Source organism: Arthrobacter sp. efr-133-TYG-120, assembly GCF_030209785.1.
GTDB lineage: Bacteria > Actinomycetota > Actinomycetes > Actinomycetales > Micrococcaceae > Arthrobacter.
In genome coordinates this window covers 64671-81839 of sequence record NZ_JARVRI010000002.1, presented here as the reverse complement: position 1 = coordinate 81839, position 17169 = coordinate 64671, and the positions used below count along the sequence as shown (strand labels likewise).

Annotated in this window: 12 protein-coding genes and 3 tRNA genes; 9 read left to right on the top strand and 6 right to left on the bottom strand. The window is 63.6% G+C overall.

The features are described from left to right. Positions 1 to 52: 52 nt before the first annotated feature. Together QRN51_RS01630 and bcp are read right to left on the bottom strand one after the other, a co-directional pair. Positions 53 to 134: transfer RNA gene (locus QRN51_RS01630), tRNA-Leu, on the bottom strand. A 117-nt stretch (positions 135 to 251) separates the two neighbouring features. Continuing rightward, the gene (gene bcp, locus QRN51_RS01625; protein WP_284988366.1) at positions 252 to 725 is read right to left on the bottom strand and encodes a thioredoxin-dependent thiol peroxidase; all 474 of its coding nucleotides are present in this window, start codon (positions 723 to 725) and stop codon (positions 252 to 254) included. A gap of 109 nt (positions 726 to 834) precedes the next feature. On the opposite strand from bcp, the gene QRN51_RS01620 reads away from it, so the two are divergent. Further along, positions 835 to 1323 carry a MarR family winged helix-turn-helix transcriptional regulator gene (locus QRN51_RS01620; protein ID WP_084784340.1) on the top strand — a complete coding sequence of 163 codons (489 nt, stop codon included), beginning with the start codon at positions 835 to 837 and terminating at the stop codon, positions 1321 to 1323. A gap of 98 nt (positions 1324 to 1421) precedes the next feature. Here QRN51_RS01620 and QRN51_RS01615 read toward each other — a convergent pair. From QRN51_RS01615 to QRN51_RS01600, 4 genes are all read right to left on the bottom strand, one after another. Then, a tRNA-Lys gene (locus QRN51_RS01615) sits at positions 1422 to 1497 on the bottom strand. Between the two features lie 70 nt (positions 1498 to 1567). Then, a tRNA-Lys gene (locus QRN51_RS01610) sits at positions 1568 to 1643 on the bottom strand. Between the two features lie 113 nt (positions 1644 to 1756). Continuing rightward, a complete protein-coding gene (locus tag QRN51_RS01605) occupies positions 1757 to 2863 on the bottom strand; it encodes a PQQ-dependent sugar dehydrogenase (protein WP_284988365.1) in 1107 nt (368 codons plus the stop codon). A gap of 56 nt (positions 2864 to 2919) precedes the next feature. Then, the gene (locus QRN51_RS01600; RefSeq protein ID WP_284988364.1) at positions 2920 to 3981 is read right to left on the bottom strand and encodes a sunset domain-containing protein; all 1062 of its coding nucleotides are present in this window, start codon (positions 3979 to 3981) and stop codon (positions 2920 to 2922) included. Positions 3982 to 4277: 296 nt separating this feature from the next. Between QRN51_RS01600 and ilvD the strand changes: the two genes are divergently transcribed. From ilvD to metG, 8 genes are all read left to right on the top strand, one after another. Then, positions 4278 to 5999 (top strand): dihydroxy-acid dehydratase, encoded by a 1722-nt coding sequence (gene ilvD / locus QRN51_RS01595; RefSeq protein WP_284751164.1) that lies wholly within the window; start codon positions 4278 to 4280, stop codon positions 5997 to 5999. A gap of 419 nt (positions 6000 to 6418) precedes the next feature. Continuing rightward, positions 6419 to 8320 carry an acetolactate synthase large subunit gene (locus tag QRN51_RS01590; protein ID WP_284988363.1) on the top strand — a complete coding sequence of 634 codons (1902 nt, stop codon included), beginning with the start codon at positions 6419 to 6421 and terminating at the stop codon, positions 8318 to 8320. A 2-nt stretch (positions 8321 to 8322) separates the two neighbouring features. Continuing rightward, a complete protein-coding gene (ilvN, locus tag QRN51_RS01585; protein ID WP_028264679.1) occupies positions 8323 to 8835 on the top strand; it encodes an acetolactate synthase small subunit in 513 nt (170 codons plus the stop codon). Between the two features lie 80 nt (positions 8836 to 8915). Then, a complete protein-coding gene (gene ilvC, locus QRN51_RS01580) occupies positions 8916 to 9941 on the top strand; it encodes a ketol-acid reductoisomerase (RefSeq protein ID WP_059387645.1) in 1026 nt (341 codons plus the stop codon). Positions 9942 to 10125: 184 nt separating this feature from the next. Next, positions 10126 to 11721 (top strand): phosphoglycerate dehydrogenase, encoded by a 1596-nt coding sequence (gene serA, locus QRN51_RS01575; RefSeq protein ID WP_284751161.1) that lies wholly within the window; start codon positions 10126 to 10128, stop codon positions 11719 to 11721. Between the two features lie 210 nt (positions 11722 to 11931). After that, positions 11932 to 14736, top strand: coding sequence for an ABC transporter permease (locus QRN51_RS01570; protein ID WP_284988362.1), 2805 nt, complete (start codon positions 11932 to 11934; stop codon positions 14734 to 14736). Then, on the top strand, positions 14733 to 15488 hold the full coding sequence (locus tag QRN51_RS01565; protein ID WP_078108578.1) for an ABC transporter ATP-binding protein: 756 nt from the start codon (positions 14733 to 14735) through the stop codon (positions 15486 to 15488). The genes QRN51_RS01570 and QRN51_RS01565 overlap by 4 nt, the downstream gene beginning before the upstream one ends. 78 nt (positions 15489 to 15566) lie before the next feature. Beyond that, positions 15567 to 17126 (top strand): methionine--tRNA ligase, encoded by a 1560-nt coding sequence (metG, locus tag QRN51_RS01560; protein WP_284988361.1) that lies wholly within the window; start codon positions 15567 to 15569, stop codon positions 17124 to 17126. Positions 17127 to 17169 lie beyond the last annotated feature (43 nt).

Below are 17169 nucleotides of genomic sequence, written 5' to 3'. Positions count from 1 at the left end.
CCGGCTGGAAACTGGAAGTGCCCCGGCCAAGGACCGGGGCACTTCCTGAATGTGCGCAAGGGGGGACTTGAACCCCCACGCCCGAAGGCACAGGAACCTAAATCCTGCGTGTCTGCCAATTTCACCACTCGCGCTGGTGTTGGTCTCCGGACCGGGATTCAGGGATTGCCGCCCCGGTCTTCTACCGGCCTCCATTGTACCCGCGGTTTCGCGCCACCCATTCCAGCCGCGCCTATGCGGCGATGCGGTGGCTACTTGTCGAGTTTGAGGTCCCTGCGGAGTTTGGCGACATGGCCGGTGGCCCGCACGTTGTACTGGGCCAAGGCCACCTTGCCGTCGGGGTCCACCACGATCGTTGAGCGGATCAGCCCTTGGTAGGTGCGCCCGTAGTTCTTCTTTTCGCCCCACGCCGCATAGGCCTCAGCCACGTGGTGCCCCTCGTCGGACAGCAGTGGAAAGGTCAATGATTCTTCGGCCACAAACTTCTCCAGATCCTTCACGGTGTCCGGAGAGATGCCAAGAACCTCGTAACCGGCGGCCTGGAGGGTTGCGAGGGAATCGCGGAAGTCGCAGGCCTGCTTGGCGCATGCCGGGGTGGAAGCCGCGGGGTAGAAATAGATGACTGTATTGCGGCCACGGTGCGACGCCAGGCTGACCTCGCGGCCCGCGTGGTCCTTGAGGGTGAAGTCCGGGGCAATGTCGCCTGGAATGAGTCGTTCAGCCATTTGTGCTCCTTGCTAGCGTTCGCGATCACTCAGCTTAGTGATCGGCTGGCCGCTTCACGAATTGAACCCCGGTCCTGCTCCGCGCGCAGCGGTCTATATACTGGCCCTTATGCCTGATATGGAACGGTGGCCCACTGGGCGCCTGCTCTCCACGGCCGCGCGACTCGTGGAGCATGCCTGGAACGAGAAACTGCGCGGTATGGACCTGACCCATGCCGGGGTCATTGTCATGGAAGTACTTGCCGTCAACGGACCGACCACCCAGTCGATGCTCGCACAGATCGTCCGGGTTCAGGCGCAGACAATGGGGAAGACGCTCACCAGGCTGGAGGCACACGGCCACGTCAGCCGTGCACGCAGCGTGTCCGACCGCCGTAGCCAAGTGGTCAGTTTGACCGAGGCGGGGGAGCGCACCCTCGGACTCGCCACGCAGCTGGAACGCGAAGTGCTTGCACCCGTGCCCGTGGACACCGCCAAACTGCGGCGGGAGCTCCAGTCGCTTGTACGCGAACTGGCAAACAATCATTCCTCGGCAGTCGTGAACGACATTGTGGCCGCAGCGGATTCAGCTGTGGCGCCGGGCGAGCCCTCCAACTAGGCCTCCGCAGGTCCGGGCGGAAGCGGCTCCGGGCCGAGTCCGGGGGAAAATAAAAAAGATCCCTGGACGGCCATTCAGCCATCCAGGGATCTTCCCTTTGGTGCACCCCCCGGGACTTGAACCCGGAACCCATTGATTAAGAGTCAATTGCTCTGCCAATTGAGCTAGAGGTGCAATTGTTTGTTGCTCGCAACGCAAAGAAATAACCCTTGAGCGGCAACTGCCGCTCAAGGGTCCTTCCCTTTGGTGCACCCCCCGGGACTTGAACCCGGAACCCATTGATTAAGAGTCAATTGCTCTGCCAATTGAGCTAGAGGTGCATTTGTCGATTTCGATCGGCTGAGGGCTTTTCTTCCCTCGTTGATCTCCGCAACGACATGTAACTCTACACGACACTTGCCGAAGTGTGAAATCGGCCCGGGCCTCCTGCGCGTCACTGGCGGGGAGGCTTCAGGAGCAGTGCAAAGTCGGGGTTTTGGTTGTTGCTGAGGACCCACAGTGTGCCGTCCGGCGCTAGCGAAACGTCCCTCAGCCGTCCGTACTGGGCCGTGAGGTACGCCACGGGATTCCCCGCCGTTTCTCCGCGCAGCGGTACGGTCCACAAACGCTGACCGCGCAGCGCGCACGTGAACGCCGTTCCGTTCACGATTTCCAGACCGCTCGGTGAGGCATCCGCCGTCGACGGCCAGACCACCTTGGCGTCGATGTAACCGGCGCGGCCGGGCGCACCGGTCACTTGTGGCCAACCGTAGTTGCCGCCCGCTTCGATGAGGTTGAGTTCGTCGTTGACGTCGGGTCCGAATTCACTCGCCCACAACCTGCCGTCACTGTCCCAAGCCAAACCCTGCACATTGCGGTGTCCGTAGCTGTAAACGGGATTGCCGAACGGGTTGCCCGGTGCCGGCTTTCCCTCCGGGGTAAGCCTCAGGATCTTCCCGCCAAGCGCAGTGCGGTCCTGTGCTTGCTCCGGGTGCTGCGCGTCTCCCGTGCCGACGTAGAGGAACCCGTCGGGACCGAAGCGGATGCGCCCGCCGTTGTGGGTGCCGGCTTTGGGAATGCCGGTGAAGATGACTTCGGGTGTGCCGAGGCTCAACCGCCCGTCTGCGGCCTGCTCCAGCCGGATGCGCGAAATCCGGTTGTCCGATTCAGCGGTGAAGTAGGCATAGAGCAGGCGGTCGCTGGCGAACGTCGGGGAGAGCGCCAGCCCCAGCAGCCCGCCTTCGCCCCCGGGTACGACGCCGGGAACCTCGCCTACCGTCGTGGCCCGATCGTTCCGGACCGATTTGATCAGCTTGGTGTCGCGTTCGGAGATGACGGCAGTACCGTCGTCGAGGAACACGATCGACCACGGAATTGTCAGATTCAGGTCAAGCTTCCGAATTAACTCGGGTCCGTTGCCTTGGGTAGGCCCCGGTCCGGGGGCACTCCCTGTACAGGCGCTCAGCAACAGGGCCACGAGGCAGGCCACCGCTACGGGAGCCCGGACGAGCCCAAGGCGGGACCGGAAGAGGCTCCCGGATCCCGCCTTTGCCTGGTTCATTGCTTGGGTCCTGGTTGCAGGGCTGCTTGCCGCCCTGGGTCAGCTCCTTGGGGCTCTCAGCGGCGGTTCCTGCGAGGAGGTCGGAAGCCGGCTGCCTCGGCGTGGGCGCTGGAAATAAACCAGACGTCAGCCTTGACCTCGTCGTACGACGGGCTGTCTTCATCGTGATAGGTCATGGTGTCCGCGTTGCCTTTGACGGTGTAGCCATCAGGGCCGCTCCCGTCAGCGTCGGCCGCGGCGGAGCCTTCGCCATACGGCTGCTCGGCTGCGAGATGCCCGCCCAGCGGCGATGCGGCTGCGGAATCCTGGGCCACGGTGGTTGACTCAACCGGCGAAGGTGCCGCGTCGGGATTTTCGGCCCGGTCTTCCTGCGCCCCTTCGGCTGCAGTGTCGACTGCCTCCGCCGCGGCGGATTCCGCGCCGGGAAGCGTCGGTGCATGGGCGTCCGTGTATTCGCGGTGGTGGATCGGGGCGGGAGCCACTGGTGCGCTGCCTTCGCTCCAGGTCGCTTCCCATTCGGCGCTGTCGGCCAACTGTTCGGGGGTGGCTGGTTCCGAGCCCGACGACGCCGGAACGCCGGCAGCCGCGGGAACGGACGGCCCGGCGTCGGCCGCGGTAACGTCGTCGGCCGTCACGCCCCCTTCAAGTTCCGGCTCGGCAGCCAGCGGTGCGGCGGTCTCTGAGGCCGTAGCCTCGGAAACCGCGTCCTCGGACAGTACGGGTTCCGAGAGCGTGGGCTCCTCGAACACGGGCTCCACCACCGAGGGGCCGGCCGCTGAGGATTCTTCTTCCGGGGCGGCCATGCCGGTTTCGAGGGGAGGGCCGGGGCGCTCCCAGTCGTCGACGTCGACGCCGCCTGCCTCAGTTTCGGCTTCCGGCTCCGGCTCGGGTGCGGCTGCGCGCGACTCGGCTAGCTCTTGATCGGCCGTCGCGGTTGCGGCGACCAAGGGGGCGGAGCCTGTCAATGCGGCTGCTGTGACGTCCATTTGTGGTGACGAGGCGGCCTGCGACGGCGAAGCCCCGGAGCCCGAAGAAGACTTCGCGCTATTGCGGCTCAGGAGCCACCAAACAATCGCGACGATCAACACGATGACGATGACCCAGATCAACCAATCCATGGGAGGAGCCCTTCTGTCTGTTCAATTGGCGCATGTCTGTTCGAGTGGCGCAGCTGTCGTGATTTGACGTTACGTCCGTGTCACGGGGCTGTCTAGGTTAGTCAATCGATTCGCGGCCCTTCAGCGCATCAGCGATCCTGTCGGATAGGCCAGCAGCCGACAATGAGACCCATGTCTCACATAGCGAGACGACTGTCCATTATTTGAATGAAATATTGGCTGAAATAGTGCCAAATTCGCCTTAACCCGCCGATCATGTTCGTTGGCCACAGCCCAAGAGTCATAGACTCGTGCCCATGAGTGACCACACCCCAATTGCGACAGACAACCAGCCGGACATCAAGCCACGCAGCCGGGTCGTAACGGACGGCATCCATGCCGCCCCCGCGCGAGGCATGTTCCGGGCCGTAGGCATGGGCGATGATGACTTCGCCAAGCCCCAGATCGGCGTCGCGAGCTCGTGGAACGAAATTACCCCCTGCAACCTCTCGCTGAACCGACTCGCCCAGGGCGCCAAGGAAGGCGTTCACGCCGGCGGTGGTTTCCCCATGCAGTTCGGCACCATTTCCGTTTCGGACGGCATTTCCATGGGCCACGAGGGCATGCACTTTTCCCTTGTTTCGCGCGAAGTCATTGCCGACTCCGTTGAAACGGTCATGCAGGCCGAGCGCATCGACGGCTCCGTTTTGCTGGCCGGCTGCGACAAATCCCTCCCGGGCATGCTGATGGCAGCCGCCCGCCTGGACCTCGCCAGCGTCTTCCTTTACGCCGGTTCCATCATGCCGGGCTGGGTCAAGCTTGAGGACGGATCGGAGAAGGAAGTCACCCTCATTGACGCCTTCGAAGCCGTGGGCGCCTGCGCTGCAGGCAAGATGAGCAAGGGCGACCTGGACCGCATCGAACGCGCGATCTGTCCTGGTGAAGGCGCCTGCGGCGGTATGTACACGGCCAACACCATGGCGTGCATCGGCGAAGCCCTCGGCATGTCCCTGCCGGGCTCGGCTGCCCCGCCCTCGGCAGACCGCCGTCGTGATGACTTTGCCCGCAAGTCCGGCGAGGCAGTGGTCAACCTGCTCCGCCTCGGCATCACCGCCCGGGACATCATGACCAAAAAGGCGTTCGAGAACGCCATCGCCGTCACCATGGCCTTCGGCGGCTCCACCAACGCCGTCCTGCACCTGCTCGCGATCGCCCGGGAAGCCGAGGTCGAACTGACCCTGGACGACTTCAACCGCATCGGCGACAAGATCCCGCACCTGGGCGACCTCAAGCCCTTCGGCCGCTACGTCATGACCGACGTCGACAAGATCGGCGGCGTGCCGGTCATTATGAAGGCGCTGCTCGACGCCGGCCTGCTGCACGGCGACTGCCTGACGGTCACGGGCAAGACCCTTGCCGAAAACCTGGCCTCCATCAACCCGCCGGACCTCGACGGCAAGATCCTGCGCGCCCTGGACAACCCGATCCACAAGACCGGCGGCATCACCATCCTGCACGGTTCCATGGCCCCGGAAGGTGCCGTCGTGAAGAGCGCCGGCTTCGACGCCGACGTCTTCGAAGGAACCGCCCGCGTGTTCGAGCGCGAGCAGGGTGCGCTCGACGCCTTGGACAAGGGCGAGATCAAGGCGGGGGACGTCGTCGTGATCCGTTACGAAGGTCCCAAGGGCGGCCCGGGCATGCGTGAGATGCTCGCCATCACCGGCGCCATCAAGGGCGCGGGCCTTGGCAAGGACGTGCTCCTGCTGACCGACGGCCGCTTCTCGGGCGGTACCACCGGCCTCTGCATCGGGCACGTTGCGCCTGAAGCCGTCGACGGCGGACCCATCGCCTTCGTCAAGGACGGCGACAAGATCCGCGTGGACATCGCTGCCCGTTCGTTCGACCTCCTGGTGGACGAAGCCGAGCTCGAGTCCCGCAAGATCGGCTGGGAGCCCCTCCCGGCCAAGTTCACCAAGGGCGTCCTCGCGAAGTACGCCAAGCTGGTGCACAGCGCCTCCACAGGCGCGTATTGCGGGTAGCAGTCCCACGGCGGGTCCTTCCCCACTAACTCGCAGTTGTTGTCGTTTTGACGCCTCATAACGACTACAACTGCGAGCTAGTTGGGTGAGGGTTGGGGTAGGACCAGTCCGTGGACAATGAGGTCCACATAGTGAGATGACATCTTCATCGTTTGACACCTATCTCACTAAGAGGGAACACTGAACGCATGATCGCATTCGTTACTGTCGGCGCCACCGTGGGCACTGTCGTACTTACCAAGCGCGTGGCCTCCTAGCCCGACTGGTAACGAACCGTCACGCGCAACCCCTCGAAGAGCCGCAAGGCTGAGGGGTTTTTTTATTTCCCGCAGGGGACGGCGCATTGAGCAAGAACCAGCATGAACGCAGTACCCACGCAGTAACTTTCACTAATTGAAGATCCCCAAAGGAAGAGTCCGATGAGCAAAGGATCGCCGATCAGCCCCTCGCTGATGGCTGCAAAGTCCGCTGGAGCCCCCAAGGCTCCGGAAAAGGTCGACCGTCCGGCTGACGCCGTCGTCGACAATGCTGCAACTCTCTCTCCTGTACTCGGGCCGAACAACGTTGTACCCCCAACGGTGATGACCGGCTCGGAAGCTATTGTCCGCTCGCTCGAAGAACTCGGCGTGGACGATATTTTTGGTTTGCCCGGTGGCGCGATCCTCCCCACCTATGACCCTTTGATGGCCTCCAAGATGAATCACGTCCTGGTCCGTCACGAACAGGGAGCCGGCCACGCAGCGCAAGGCTACGCCATGGTTACCGGACGGGTCGGCGTCTGCATCGCCACCTCGGGCCCCGGTGCCACCAACCTCGTTACCGCCATCATGGATGCCCACATGGACTCCGTGCCCCTCGTGGCCATTACCGGCCAGGTATCGGCTTCCGTCATCGGCACTGATGCCTTCCAGGAAGCGGACATCGTCGGCATCACCATGCCGATCACCAAGCATTCCTTCCTGGTGACGGATCCCAATGACATTCCGCACGTCATGGCCGAGGCTTTCTACCTTGCGAGCACCGGTCGTCCCGGTCCCGTATTGGTGGATATCGCCAAAAATGCCCAGCAGGGCACCATGACCTTCTCCTGGCCGCCCAAGATCGATTTGCCGGGTTATCGTCCGGTGGTCCGCGGGCACAACAAGCAGGTCCGCGAAGCCGCCCGGCTGATCGCTGCGGCAAGCAAGCCTGTCCTGTATGTCGGCGGCGGAGTGGTCAAGGCCCACGCATCGGCCGAACTGCGCGAGCTCGCGGAACTCACCGGCGCTCCCGTGGTGACAACGCTCATGGCCCGCGGCGCGTTCCCGGATTCCCACCCCCTGCACGTCGGCATGCCCGGCATGCACGGCACGGTTTCCGCGGTTACCGCACTGCAGCAGTCCGATCTGTTGATCACCCTTGGTGCGCGCTTCGATGACCGCGTGACGGGTGTGCTCAGCACGTTCGCTCCGCACGCAAAGATCATCCACGCGGACATCGACCCCGCGGAGATCTCCAAGAACCGTACGGCCGACGTTCCGATCGTGGGCTCCGTCAAGGAGATCATTCCGGAACTGAGCGAGGCTGTCCGCAACGCTTTCGAGCAATCCGGCACCCCGGACCTCGACGGTTGGTGGGCGTTCCTCAACAACCTCCGCGACACCTACCCCCTTGGCTGGACCGAGCCGGAAGACGGACTCAGCGCCCCCCAGCGGGTCATCGAACGCATTGGTGCGCTCACGGGTCCGGAAGGCATCTACGTTGCAGGCGTTGGCCAGCACCAGATGTGGGCCGCCCAGTTCATCAAGTACGAGCGTCCCCACGCCTGGCTCAACTCGGGTGGAGCCGGGACCATGGGTTATGCCGTGCCGGCAGCCATGGGCGCCAAGGTCGGCGAACCCGACCGCGTGGTCTGGGCGATCGACGGCGACGGCTGCTTCCAGATGACCAACCAGGAACTGGCCACCTGCGCCATCAACAAGATTCCCATCAAGGTTGCCATCATCAACAACTCCTCGCTGGGCATGGTGCGCCAGTGGCAGACCCTCTTCTATGAAGGCCGCTACTCCAACACCGACCTGAACACCGGCCACGACACCGTCCGTATCCCGGACTTCGTCAAGCTGGCGGACGCCTACGGCTGTGCCGCGTTCCGCTGCGAGCGGGACGAGGACATTGACGCCACCATCCAGAAGGCCTTGGAAATCAATGACCGTCCCGTGGTCATCGACTTTGTGGTCAGCCCGAACTCCATGGTGTGGCCGATGGTCCCCTCCGGAGTCTCTAACGACCAGATCCAGGTTGCCCGCAACATGACCCCGGAATGGGAAGAGGAGGACTAGCCATGAGCCGCCACACATTGTCCGTTCTGGTCGAAGACAAGCCCGGCGTGCTGACCCGCGTGGCCAGCCTCTTCGCCCGGCGGGCCTTCAACATCAACTCCCTGGCCGTCGGCCCCACCGAGGTCTCCGGGATTTCCCGGATGACCGTCGTCGTCGACGCCGATGGCGACCTCATCGAGCAGGTCACCAAACAGCTCAACAAACTGATCAACGTGATCAAGATTGTGGAGCTGACTTCAGAATCTTCCGTGCAACGTGACCACATCCTGGTCAAGGTACGTGCGGATGCCGCGACACGCCTGCAGGTCACCCAAGCTGCAGACTTGTTCCGTGCCTCAGTGGTTGACGTTTCCACAGACTCGGTGGTCATCGAGGCAACCGGTACCCCGGAAAAGCTTGCAGCGCTGCTTTCAGTGCTCGAGCCGTTCGGCATCCGCGAAATAGTGCAGTCCGGCACCTTGGCCGTTGGGCGGGGATCCCGCTCCATGAGTGACAGGGCGTTGCGCAGCGCTTAGGCACTGTCCTAGTACCGCGTAGTAGCCCGATACCGAACCACAGACAATATCTACAAAACCACTCAAGAGGAGTTACGCAAGTGACTGAAATGTTCTACGACGACGACGCAGACCTGTCGATCATCCAGGGTCGCAAGGTTGCCATTGTCGGCTACGGTTCCCAGGGCCACGCCCACGCGCTGAACCTGCGCGACTCCGGCGTCGAGGTTGTCATCGCGCTCAAGGAAGGCTCGAAGTCGATCGCAAAGGCCGAGGACGCAGGCTTCACGGTCAAGAACGTTGCCGACGCCGCCGAATGGGCCGACGTCATCATGATCCTGGCACCGGACCAGCACCAGCGCGCGATCTACAACGACTCCATCAAAGACAAGCTGACCGCCGGCAAGGCCCTTGCCTTCGCCCACGGCTTCAACATCCGCTTCGGCTACATCGAGGCGCCCGAGGGCGTTGACGTCATCCTGATCGCCCCGAAGGCTCCGGGCCACACCGTGCGCCGCGAGTTCGAAGCCGGACGAGGTATCCCGGACATCATCGCCGTCGAGCAGGATGCTTCCGGTTCCGCTTGGGACCTGGCCAAGTCCTACGCGAAGGCGATCGGCGGCACCCGCGCCGGCGTCATCAAGACCACCTTCACCGAAGAGACCGAAACCGACCTCTTCGGCGAGCAGGCTGTCCTCTGCGGCGGCGTCTCCCAGCTGATCCAGTACGGCTTCGAGACCCTGACCGAAGCCGGCTACCAGCCGCAGATCGCCTACTTCGAGGTTCTTCACGAGCTCAAGCTCATCGTTGACCTCATGTGGGAGGGCGGCATCGCCAAGCAGCGCTGGAGCGTTTCCGACACCGCAGAGTACGGCGACTACGTCTCCGGCCCGCGCGTCATCGACCCCCGCGTCAAGGAAAACATGGCCGGTGTCCTCGCGGACATCCAGTCCGGTGCCTTCGCCAAGCGTTTCATCGACGACCAGGACAACGGCGCAGTCGAGTTCAAGGAGCTGCGTGCCAAGGCAGAGCAGCACCCGATCGAGGGGGTCGGCCGCGAGCTGCGTTCCTTGTTCTCCTGGCAGCAGCAGGACGAGGACTACGTCGAAGGCTCCGCGGCCCGCTAGTCAAGGCAACCGTTGAAGCCGCGGCAGGAGCCGTAGCAATTCAACACAGAACGCCGTTCGGGATAGGCTCGAAATGAAGCCGCCCGGCATGGAGGCCGGACCCGGTATACCGGGTCCGGCCTTCGTCGTCAAAGAATCGTTTCACCAAAACCCCACCTGAAAAAGAGAGCTAAAGAGGTCACCGGTGACTAGCACCAAGCCAGTAGTACTCCTCGCTGAGGAACTTTCGCCCGCCACGATCGAGGCCCTTGGTCCGGACTTCGAGATCCGCCAAACCGACGGCGCGGACCGCTCCCAGCTGCTCTCCGCAATCGTCGACGTCGACGCCATCCTCGTGCGTTCAGCCACCCAGGTGGACGCCGAGGCAATTGCCGCAGCCAAGAACCTCAAAATCATCGCGCGTGCCGGCGTCGGCCTGGACAACGTGGACATCAAGGCCGCTACCCAGGCCGGCGTCATGGTGGTCAACGCCCCGACGTCGAACATTGTGTCCGCTGCCGAGCTGACGGTCGGTCACATCCTCAGCCTTGCCCGCCACATCCCCCAGGCCAGTTCCGCCCTTAAGGGCGGCGAGTGGAAGCGCTCCAAGTACACGGGCATCGAACTCTTCGAGAAGAAGATCGGCATCATCGGCCTCGGACGCATCGGAGCGCTCGTGGCCGCCCGCCTGCAGGGCTTCGAGACCGAGATCCTCGCCTACGACCCCTACATCACCTCCGCGCGCGCCGCTCAGCTCGGCGTCAAGCTCGTCACCCTGGACGAACTGTTGGAGAAGTCCGACTTCATCACCATCCACATGCCCAAAACCCCGGAAACGGTGGGCATGCTGGGCGCCGATGCCTTCAAGAAGATGAAGGAAACGGCCTACGTTGTCAACGTCGCCCGCGGCGGCCTGATCGACGAAGAAGCCCTCCACGAGGCTTTGGAAGACGGCCAGATCGCCGGCGCAGGCATCGACGTTTTCGTCAAGGAGCCGAGCACCGACCTTCCGTTCTTCGGCATGGACAATGTCATCGTGACGCCCCACCTGGGTGCCTCCACGGACGAAGCCCAGGAAAAAGCCGGCGTCTCCGTGGCGAAGTCCGTGCGCCTCGCCCTCGCCGGCGAACTCGTCCCGGATGCAGTCAACGTGGCCGGTGGCGTGATCGCTTCCGACGTCCGCCCCGGAATCCCGCTGATCGAGAAGCTCGGCCGGATCTTCACGGCCCTGACCCACGCATCCCTGACGCAGATCGACGTCGAGGTCGCGGGCGAAATCTCCAGCCTGGACGTGAAGGTCCTCGAACTGGCGGCGCTCAAGGGCGTGTTCGCCGACGTCGTGACCGAGCAGGTCTCCTACGTCAACGCACCCGTCATCGCCGAGCAGCGCGGCATCAACACCCGCCTGATCACGACGCCGGAAGCCGAGGACTACCGCAACGTCCTGACCATCCGCGGGGCACTCAGCGACGGATCGCAGATTTCCGTGGCCGGAACGCTCACCGGACCCAAGCAGGTCCAGAAGCTCGTGGGCGTCAACGGTTACGACGTCGAAATCCCGATCAGCGAGCACCTCGTGGTTGTTTCCTACGCGGACCGTCCCGGTGTCATCGGCACCATCGGCCACATCCTGGGCATGAACAACATCAATATCGGTGGCATGCAGGTGGCCCGCCAGAGCGAAGGCGGCCAGGTCCTGGCGCTGCTCACGATCGACACTTCGGTGCCGCAGCAGGTCCTTGAAGCCATCAAGGCCGGCATCGGCGCCGACATGGTTCGTGAAGTGGATCTGGAGGACTAGCATCCTCACCGTTTGAGCTAGAAAAGTGTGCCGCACTTCACATCGGCCACATATCATTGGCCGGTCTGCCTACAATGGCTTGGTCCGAAATTCGGAACCGGCGGCAGGCCGGCCAATAACTTTTGCACACACCCGGTGGATTCCTATTGCCTCGGCATGGTTCCAGGGACAGCAGTGTGCACACCCGCAATCCAGGACTCAGGGAGCCCTATGAACGCCGTCCAGAGGTTCATCAGAAGCCGTGTGCTTCTGTTGACCGCGGCCATTTTGATCGTCGCCATGTGTTTGTCCGTATTCATCCAGAGCCAGTCGCAGGCCGCGCTGAACCGGACAGTGGATGAGAACTCACGCGGCCTGTACGACATCCTGGTCCAGGCCAAGTCCGCGAATACCAAGGACGGCGGGGCGCTCCTCCAGCCGGACATCGCGAACGGCCAGGGCGGCATCAGCTTCCCGCAACTCGAGAAGATCCGTGGGCTGAGCGGCGCGTCGGTCGCGGCGCCCATCAGCCTCGTTTCCCGGGTAACACAGAACCTGGAAACCCCGCGTCTCGACGCGATGGATTACCTTGGCTACAACGCGGGACTGGCTGGTGGAGCCACCGCGGGAGATCCGACCGGAACGGACTCCAAGAGCTGGCCCGCACCGGAATCCGTGCTTCCCGCGAAGCCCAAGAAGTACCGCCTGACCGCCACCGCCGTGAGCTCCGACGGAGTGTCCCAGCAAACCCTCTTCCAGACCAGCGCCGAAGGCACCCTCGGCAAGGGGCAGGTTGTTGAGCAGCAGACTGCCGGAGGCAAGAGCATCCGCATCGCCGGACCCGCGGGGGAGACCGGCATCAAGTTCCCCGCTCCCGCCGGCGGCTCGGAACACAACCTCTTCAACCTTTCCGTAGCGCTGCCCATGGCTCCGCAGGTCACCGAGTCGGTCGTCGCCGTCGATCCGACCGCCGAGCGCGCGCTCTTGGGCTCCGCCGGAGACTTCCTCGCACCGCTGCAAAAGGCGCCGCCGGCCGACACCCGCAACGCAGGCGCAATCGGCCGCTACTTCGAACAGCTCTTCGCCAAGAGCCCTACGCAGCAGGAACTCGAACAAGGCCCGGATTTCATGGGCGTCAAGCTCAAATACTGGGCACCCCTCATGACCCAGTACCAGCAGGCGAAGCTCTCCGGCCAGATCACGGATGCCTCACAGGCCATTCCTTTGATCGTCCGGCAGGGAACCTCGCTGGATCTGAAGTACTCGGTCCAAATCCAGGAAATCGATGATTCGGGCAAGGTCGTCAACGACGTCGGCACTGTCTCGCGCTCTTTGGACAAGGACTACCTGCCCTTCGTGTCAAAGTCGCCGTTCGCCCTGTCATGGCCAGGATCCACGGACCACAGCCAGCTGCTCGGTAATATGGGCAACTTCAGCCAAGGCCTGTACCAGCCGGCCCAGTGGAGCACCGACTTCGCCGCGGCACCCAAGTACAAGGACGGCGAAACTTCCGCGAACGGCGCCGTCGGCAAGTCCGCCACGCCGGGAGACTGGGTGACCGTCAACAAGCTGCCCGAGAAGTCGGCCTTCGGGGCGATGGTCGACCAGAGCCAGCGCAAGCCGGTCGATGAGCGCTCGTACCGGGAGAACCTTGCCACGGGATCGAAGCCCGCTACGCCGCTGCCGATGGTCTACGGGACGTTTGATCCGGCCCAGATCCAGAAAGCAGCGGGCGACGTCAACAAGCTGCCCTTGGGTGGCTACGACCCGGCCCCGATGACGCTCCAGAAGGACGCTTCGGGAAATGACACCGCAGCCAAGGGCCTCAAGCCTTCGCTGAGCGCCACCGGCCTGGTCAGCCAGTCTGCCGGTGCCATCACCGACTACTACGGCCTTGCCGCAGCGCGTGGTTACGATTCCAACGCCAACGTGATCGACGCCGTCAGGGTCCGCGCCAGCGCGCCAGGCAACTGGAAGCAGGCCCAACCGGAGGTCGACAAGCTCGCGGCCCAGATCCGCGACATGGGTCTCCAAGCCACAGTGGTGGCCGGCTCCGCGCGTGAAGACGCCAACATCTTCGTCCCGGGATACTCCAAGGACGACGCCGGCAAGGAATCCGCGCTGGGTACCGTCCAGCAGTCGTGGGTCCGGCAGGATGCCGCCGACGCCGTTTCCGGCTCCCTGACCGGCACCAACATCACCCTCCTCTTCCTGACGCTGTGCGGGGCCACCCTCCTGACCGGCGCTTCAACCGTGAGCTATATCCGCCAGCGACGCAGCGAGGCAGGGATCCTCCGCGCCATGGGCTGGACCCAAAGGAAGATCCGAAGTTGGGTCCTCGAAGAGTTCGGTATAGGTGCGGGGATCGTTGCCGTGGCAGGCATTGCGCTAAGCCTTCTGAGCTGGAACCTGGCCACGGTCATTGTTTCGGCGTCCGTGTTGCTCATTTACTGCGCCGCCGCCTACATCGCGGCCCAGCAATTGCGGCACCGCGACATCGTTGACCAGGAACCCCAACACGACGAACGCCTGATCCCGGTGGATTCGCCGCTCACGTTCGCGTACCGCCAACTGGTTACCCACCGTTTCAGCTCAGTGGCCCTGGCCGTTGCCGTGGGCGTGTTCGGCGCTGCCGTGGGCGCGCTGATCGCGTTGCTCATTGACATCCCGCGCGCAGCTGGAGCCAGTGCCCTCAGCGGGCTCGCCTCCGCCACGATCGCCTTGCCGAGCGTCATCCTGGCGGTGAGCGGGGTGCTCGTTGGCCTCGTACTGACCTTGGTCACCGGTCGCTTCGAACTCCAGGCCAGGCGCGAACAGCTCGGCACGCTCCGGGCCATGGGCTGGAACCCGGACATGCTGGGACAGGTCCGTTTCTTCGAAAATGCCTTGGTCGGAGCAGTGGCGCTGATCCTCGGCGTCGTGGGGGCGCTGGGCCTGGGCCTGTTGCTCGCTCCTTATGCCGCACTTTGGGCCGCTTTGGCCGGAGTGGTGGCCGTAATTTGCTGGATTCCCATTGCAACGAAAGTGGTCAAATGACTGACAACCTCGAACCCGATCTGACCGCGACCACGGAATCCACCGACGAGTCGTTCCAGACCCGCGCCAACACCATCGTGCGGGCTGCGGACCACGGCATGCCCTTGCAGTTGAGCAACATCACCATCCGCTACGGCGGTGACAAGGGTGGGGCGGAGCCGGTCACGGTCGTCGAGGACTTCAACCTCACCCTGCACGCCGGTGAGATGCACTGCGTCGCCGGGCGAAGCGGCTCAGGCAAGACCAGCATCCTGACGGTGGGAGCGGGACTCACGCTTCCGACGTCGGGCCGTGTCCTCTGGGAGGGCGATTCCCTCGAGAAGATGGGCGACGACGAAATCGCCGACCGCCGCCGCGCCCTCATCGGGTACGTGGACCAGGGCGGCGCCCTGATCGACGGCATGAGCGCTTTGGAGAATGTGCTGTTGCCGGCCGTCCCCGACGGCGAAGTGGAGCAGCGCACCGAAATGGCCAAGGACTTGCTGGACCTGGTGGGGCTGGGCCGGCGCATGCGCCACCGTCCGGCGCAGCTGTCCGGCGGTGAGCGCCAGCGTGTCGCGATCGCCCGCGCCCTGATCCTGGGCACCAGGGTCCTGGTGGTGGACGAGCCAACGGCCAGCCTGGACCGTACTTCGGCAAACCGCATCATCAGCATCCTGAAGGACACCACGAGCGACGGTATCGCCGTTCTGGTGGCCTCCCACGACCACGAGCTTGTCAGGCTCAGCGATACGCTGACTGAATTGAATTAGTAGCCCGCTGCTTCCGGACCGGCCGTCACATGCGGCCGGTCCGGTCTTTCCATCTCCAAGAGAAGGTAACTTCGTAGAGTGACGTCTCCAGATAAACCCCCGTTCTACATCACCACCGCCATTACCTACCCGAACGGCGAGCCGCATATCGGGCATGCCTACGAGTACATCGCCACCGACGCGATGGCCCGGTTCAAGCGCCTCGATGGCTATGACGTGATGTTCCTGACCGGCACGGACGAGCACGGCATGAAGATTGCCCAGGCTGCGGAGAAGGAAGGCATCACGCCCAAGGAACTCGTGGACCGGAATGCCGAAATCTACAAGGCCGCCCACGCTGCCTTGGGCATCTCCTACGACCGGTTCATCCGCACTACGGATGCCGACCACTATGCCGCCTCCCAGGCCATCTGGAAGAAGATGGAAGCCAAGGGGGACATTTACCTGTCCAAATACGAGGGCTGGTACTCGGTCCGCGACGAGGCTTACTACACCGAGGACGAGACAGTACTGAAGGACGACGGCGTCCGCTACTCGCGCGGTACGGATACCGAAGTAACGTGGACCGCGGAGGAGAGCTACTTCTTCCGCTTGTCCGCCTACCAGGACAAGTTGCTGGCCTTGTACGAGGAGCAGCCGGAGTTCGGCGCCCCCCAGTACCGCTTCAACGAGGTCATCAGCTTCGTCAAGCAGGGCCTTCAGGACTTGTCCATCAGCCGGACGACTTTCGACTGGGGTGTCCCGGTGCCGGGCAACGACAAACACGTCATGTACGTGTGGGTTGATGCCCTGACCAATTACCTGACGGGAGTCGGTTACCCTGATGCCGATTCTGAGGCGTTCCGTAAGTTCTGGCCCGCCGACGTCCACATCATCGGCAAGGACATCTCCCGGTTCCACGCGATCTTCTGGCCCGCCTTCCTGATGAGCGCGGGCCTGGAACTGCCCAAGCGCGTCATGATCCATGGCTTCCTGACCAACAATGGCGTCAAGATGTCCAAGTCCCTCGGCAACGTTGTGGCCCCCAAGGACTTCGTGGAGCAGTACGGCCTGGACCAGGTGCGATTCTTCTTCCTCCGCGAAGTTCCGTTCGGCGCCGACGGCAGTTACAACCACGAGGCGATCGTGGGCCGCATGAACGCCGATCTCGCGAACAACTTCGGCAACCTGGCGCAGCGTTCGCTGTCCATGGTGGCCAAGAACTGCGAAGGCAGGGTTCCGGTTCCGGGAGACTTCTCGGCAGAGGACTCCGCGCTGCTTGCCCGGGCCGCCGGACTTTTGGACGTGGCCCGCGCGGCTTTCGAGAAGCAGGAATTCAGCCGTGCCCTCGAGGCAATCTGGGCCGTGCTGGGCGACACCAACGCGTATTTTGCCGAGCAGGCCCCGTGGGTGCTGCGCAAGACCGACGTCGAGCGCATGAACACGGTCCTGTACGTCACGCTGGAGGTTGTCCGCATCGTGGCGATCCTCGCCCAGCCGGTCATGCCGACGTCGGCCGCCAAGCTGCTTGAGGTCCTGGGACAGCCCGACGGCGAGCCCCGCCAGTTCGCGGCCGTCGCCACGCCGATCGTCCCCGGTACGGAGCTCCCGCCGCCGGCCCCGATCTTCCCGCGTTACGAGGAGCCCACCGAGTCCTAGACGCCCGCTCACTTAAGTCGCCTTTTGGGCGGACGCCCGCTCA

What these genes read in the sequence shown, in the direction of transcription:
- QRN51_RS01605 (WP_284988365.1), bottom strand. Translation starts at nt 2,863, where the DNA reads ATGAACCAGGCAAAGGCGGGATCCGGGAGCCTCTTCCGGTCCCGCCTT.
- QRN51_RS01620 (WP_084784340.1), top strand. Translation starts at nt 835, where the DNA reads ATGCCTGATATGGAACGGTGGCCCACTGGGCGCCTGCTCTCCACGGCC.
- QRN51_RS01565 (WP_078108578.1), top strand. Translation starts at nt 14,733, where the DNA reads ATGACTGACAACCTCGAACCCGATCTGACCGCGACCACGGAATCCACC.
- QRN51_RS01570 (WP_284988362.1), top strand. Translation starts at nt 11,932, where the DNA reads ATGAACGCCGTCCAGAGGTTCATCAGAAGCCGTGTGCTTCTGTTGACC.
- bcp (WP_284988366.1), bottom strand. Translation starts at nt 725, where the DNA reads ATGGCTGAACGACTCATTCCAGGCGACATTGCCCCGGACTTCACCCTC.
- QRN51_RS01600 (WP_284988364.1), bottom strand. Translation starts at nt 3,981, where the DNA reads ATGGATTGGTTGATCTGGGTCATCGTCATCGTGTTGATCGTCGCGATT.
- QRN51_RS01590 (WP_284988363.1), top strand. Translation starts at nt 6,419, where the DNA reads ATGAGCAAAGGATCGCCGATCAGCCCCTCGCTGATGGCTGCAAAGTCC.
- ilvD (WP_284751164.1), top strand. Translation starts at nt 4,278, where the DNA reads ATGAGTGACCACACCCCAATTGCGACAGACAACCAGCCGGACATCAAG.
- ilvN (WP_028264679.1), top strand. Translation starts at nt 8,323, where the DNA reads ATGAGCCGCCACACATTGTCCGTTCTGGTCGAAGACAAGCCCGGCGTG.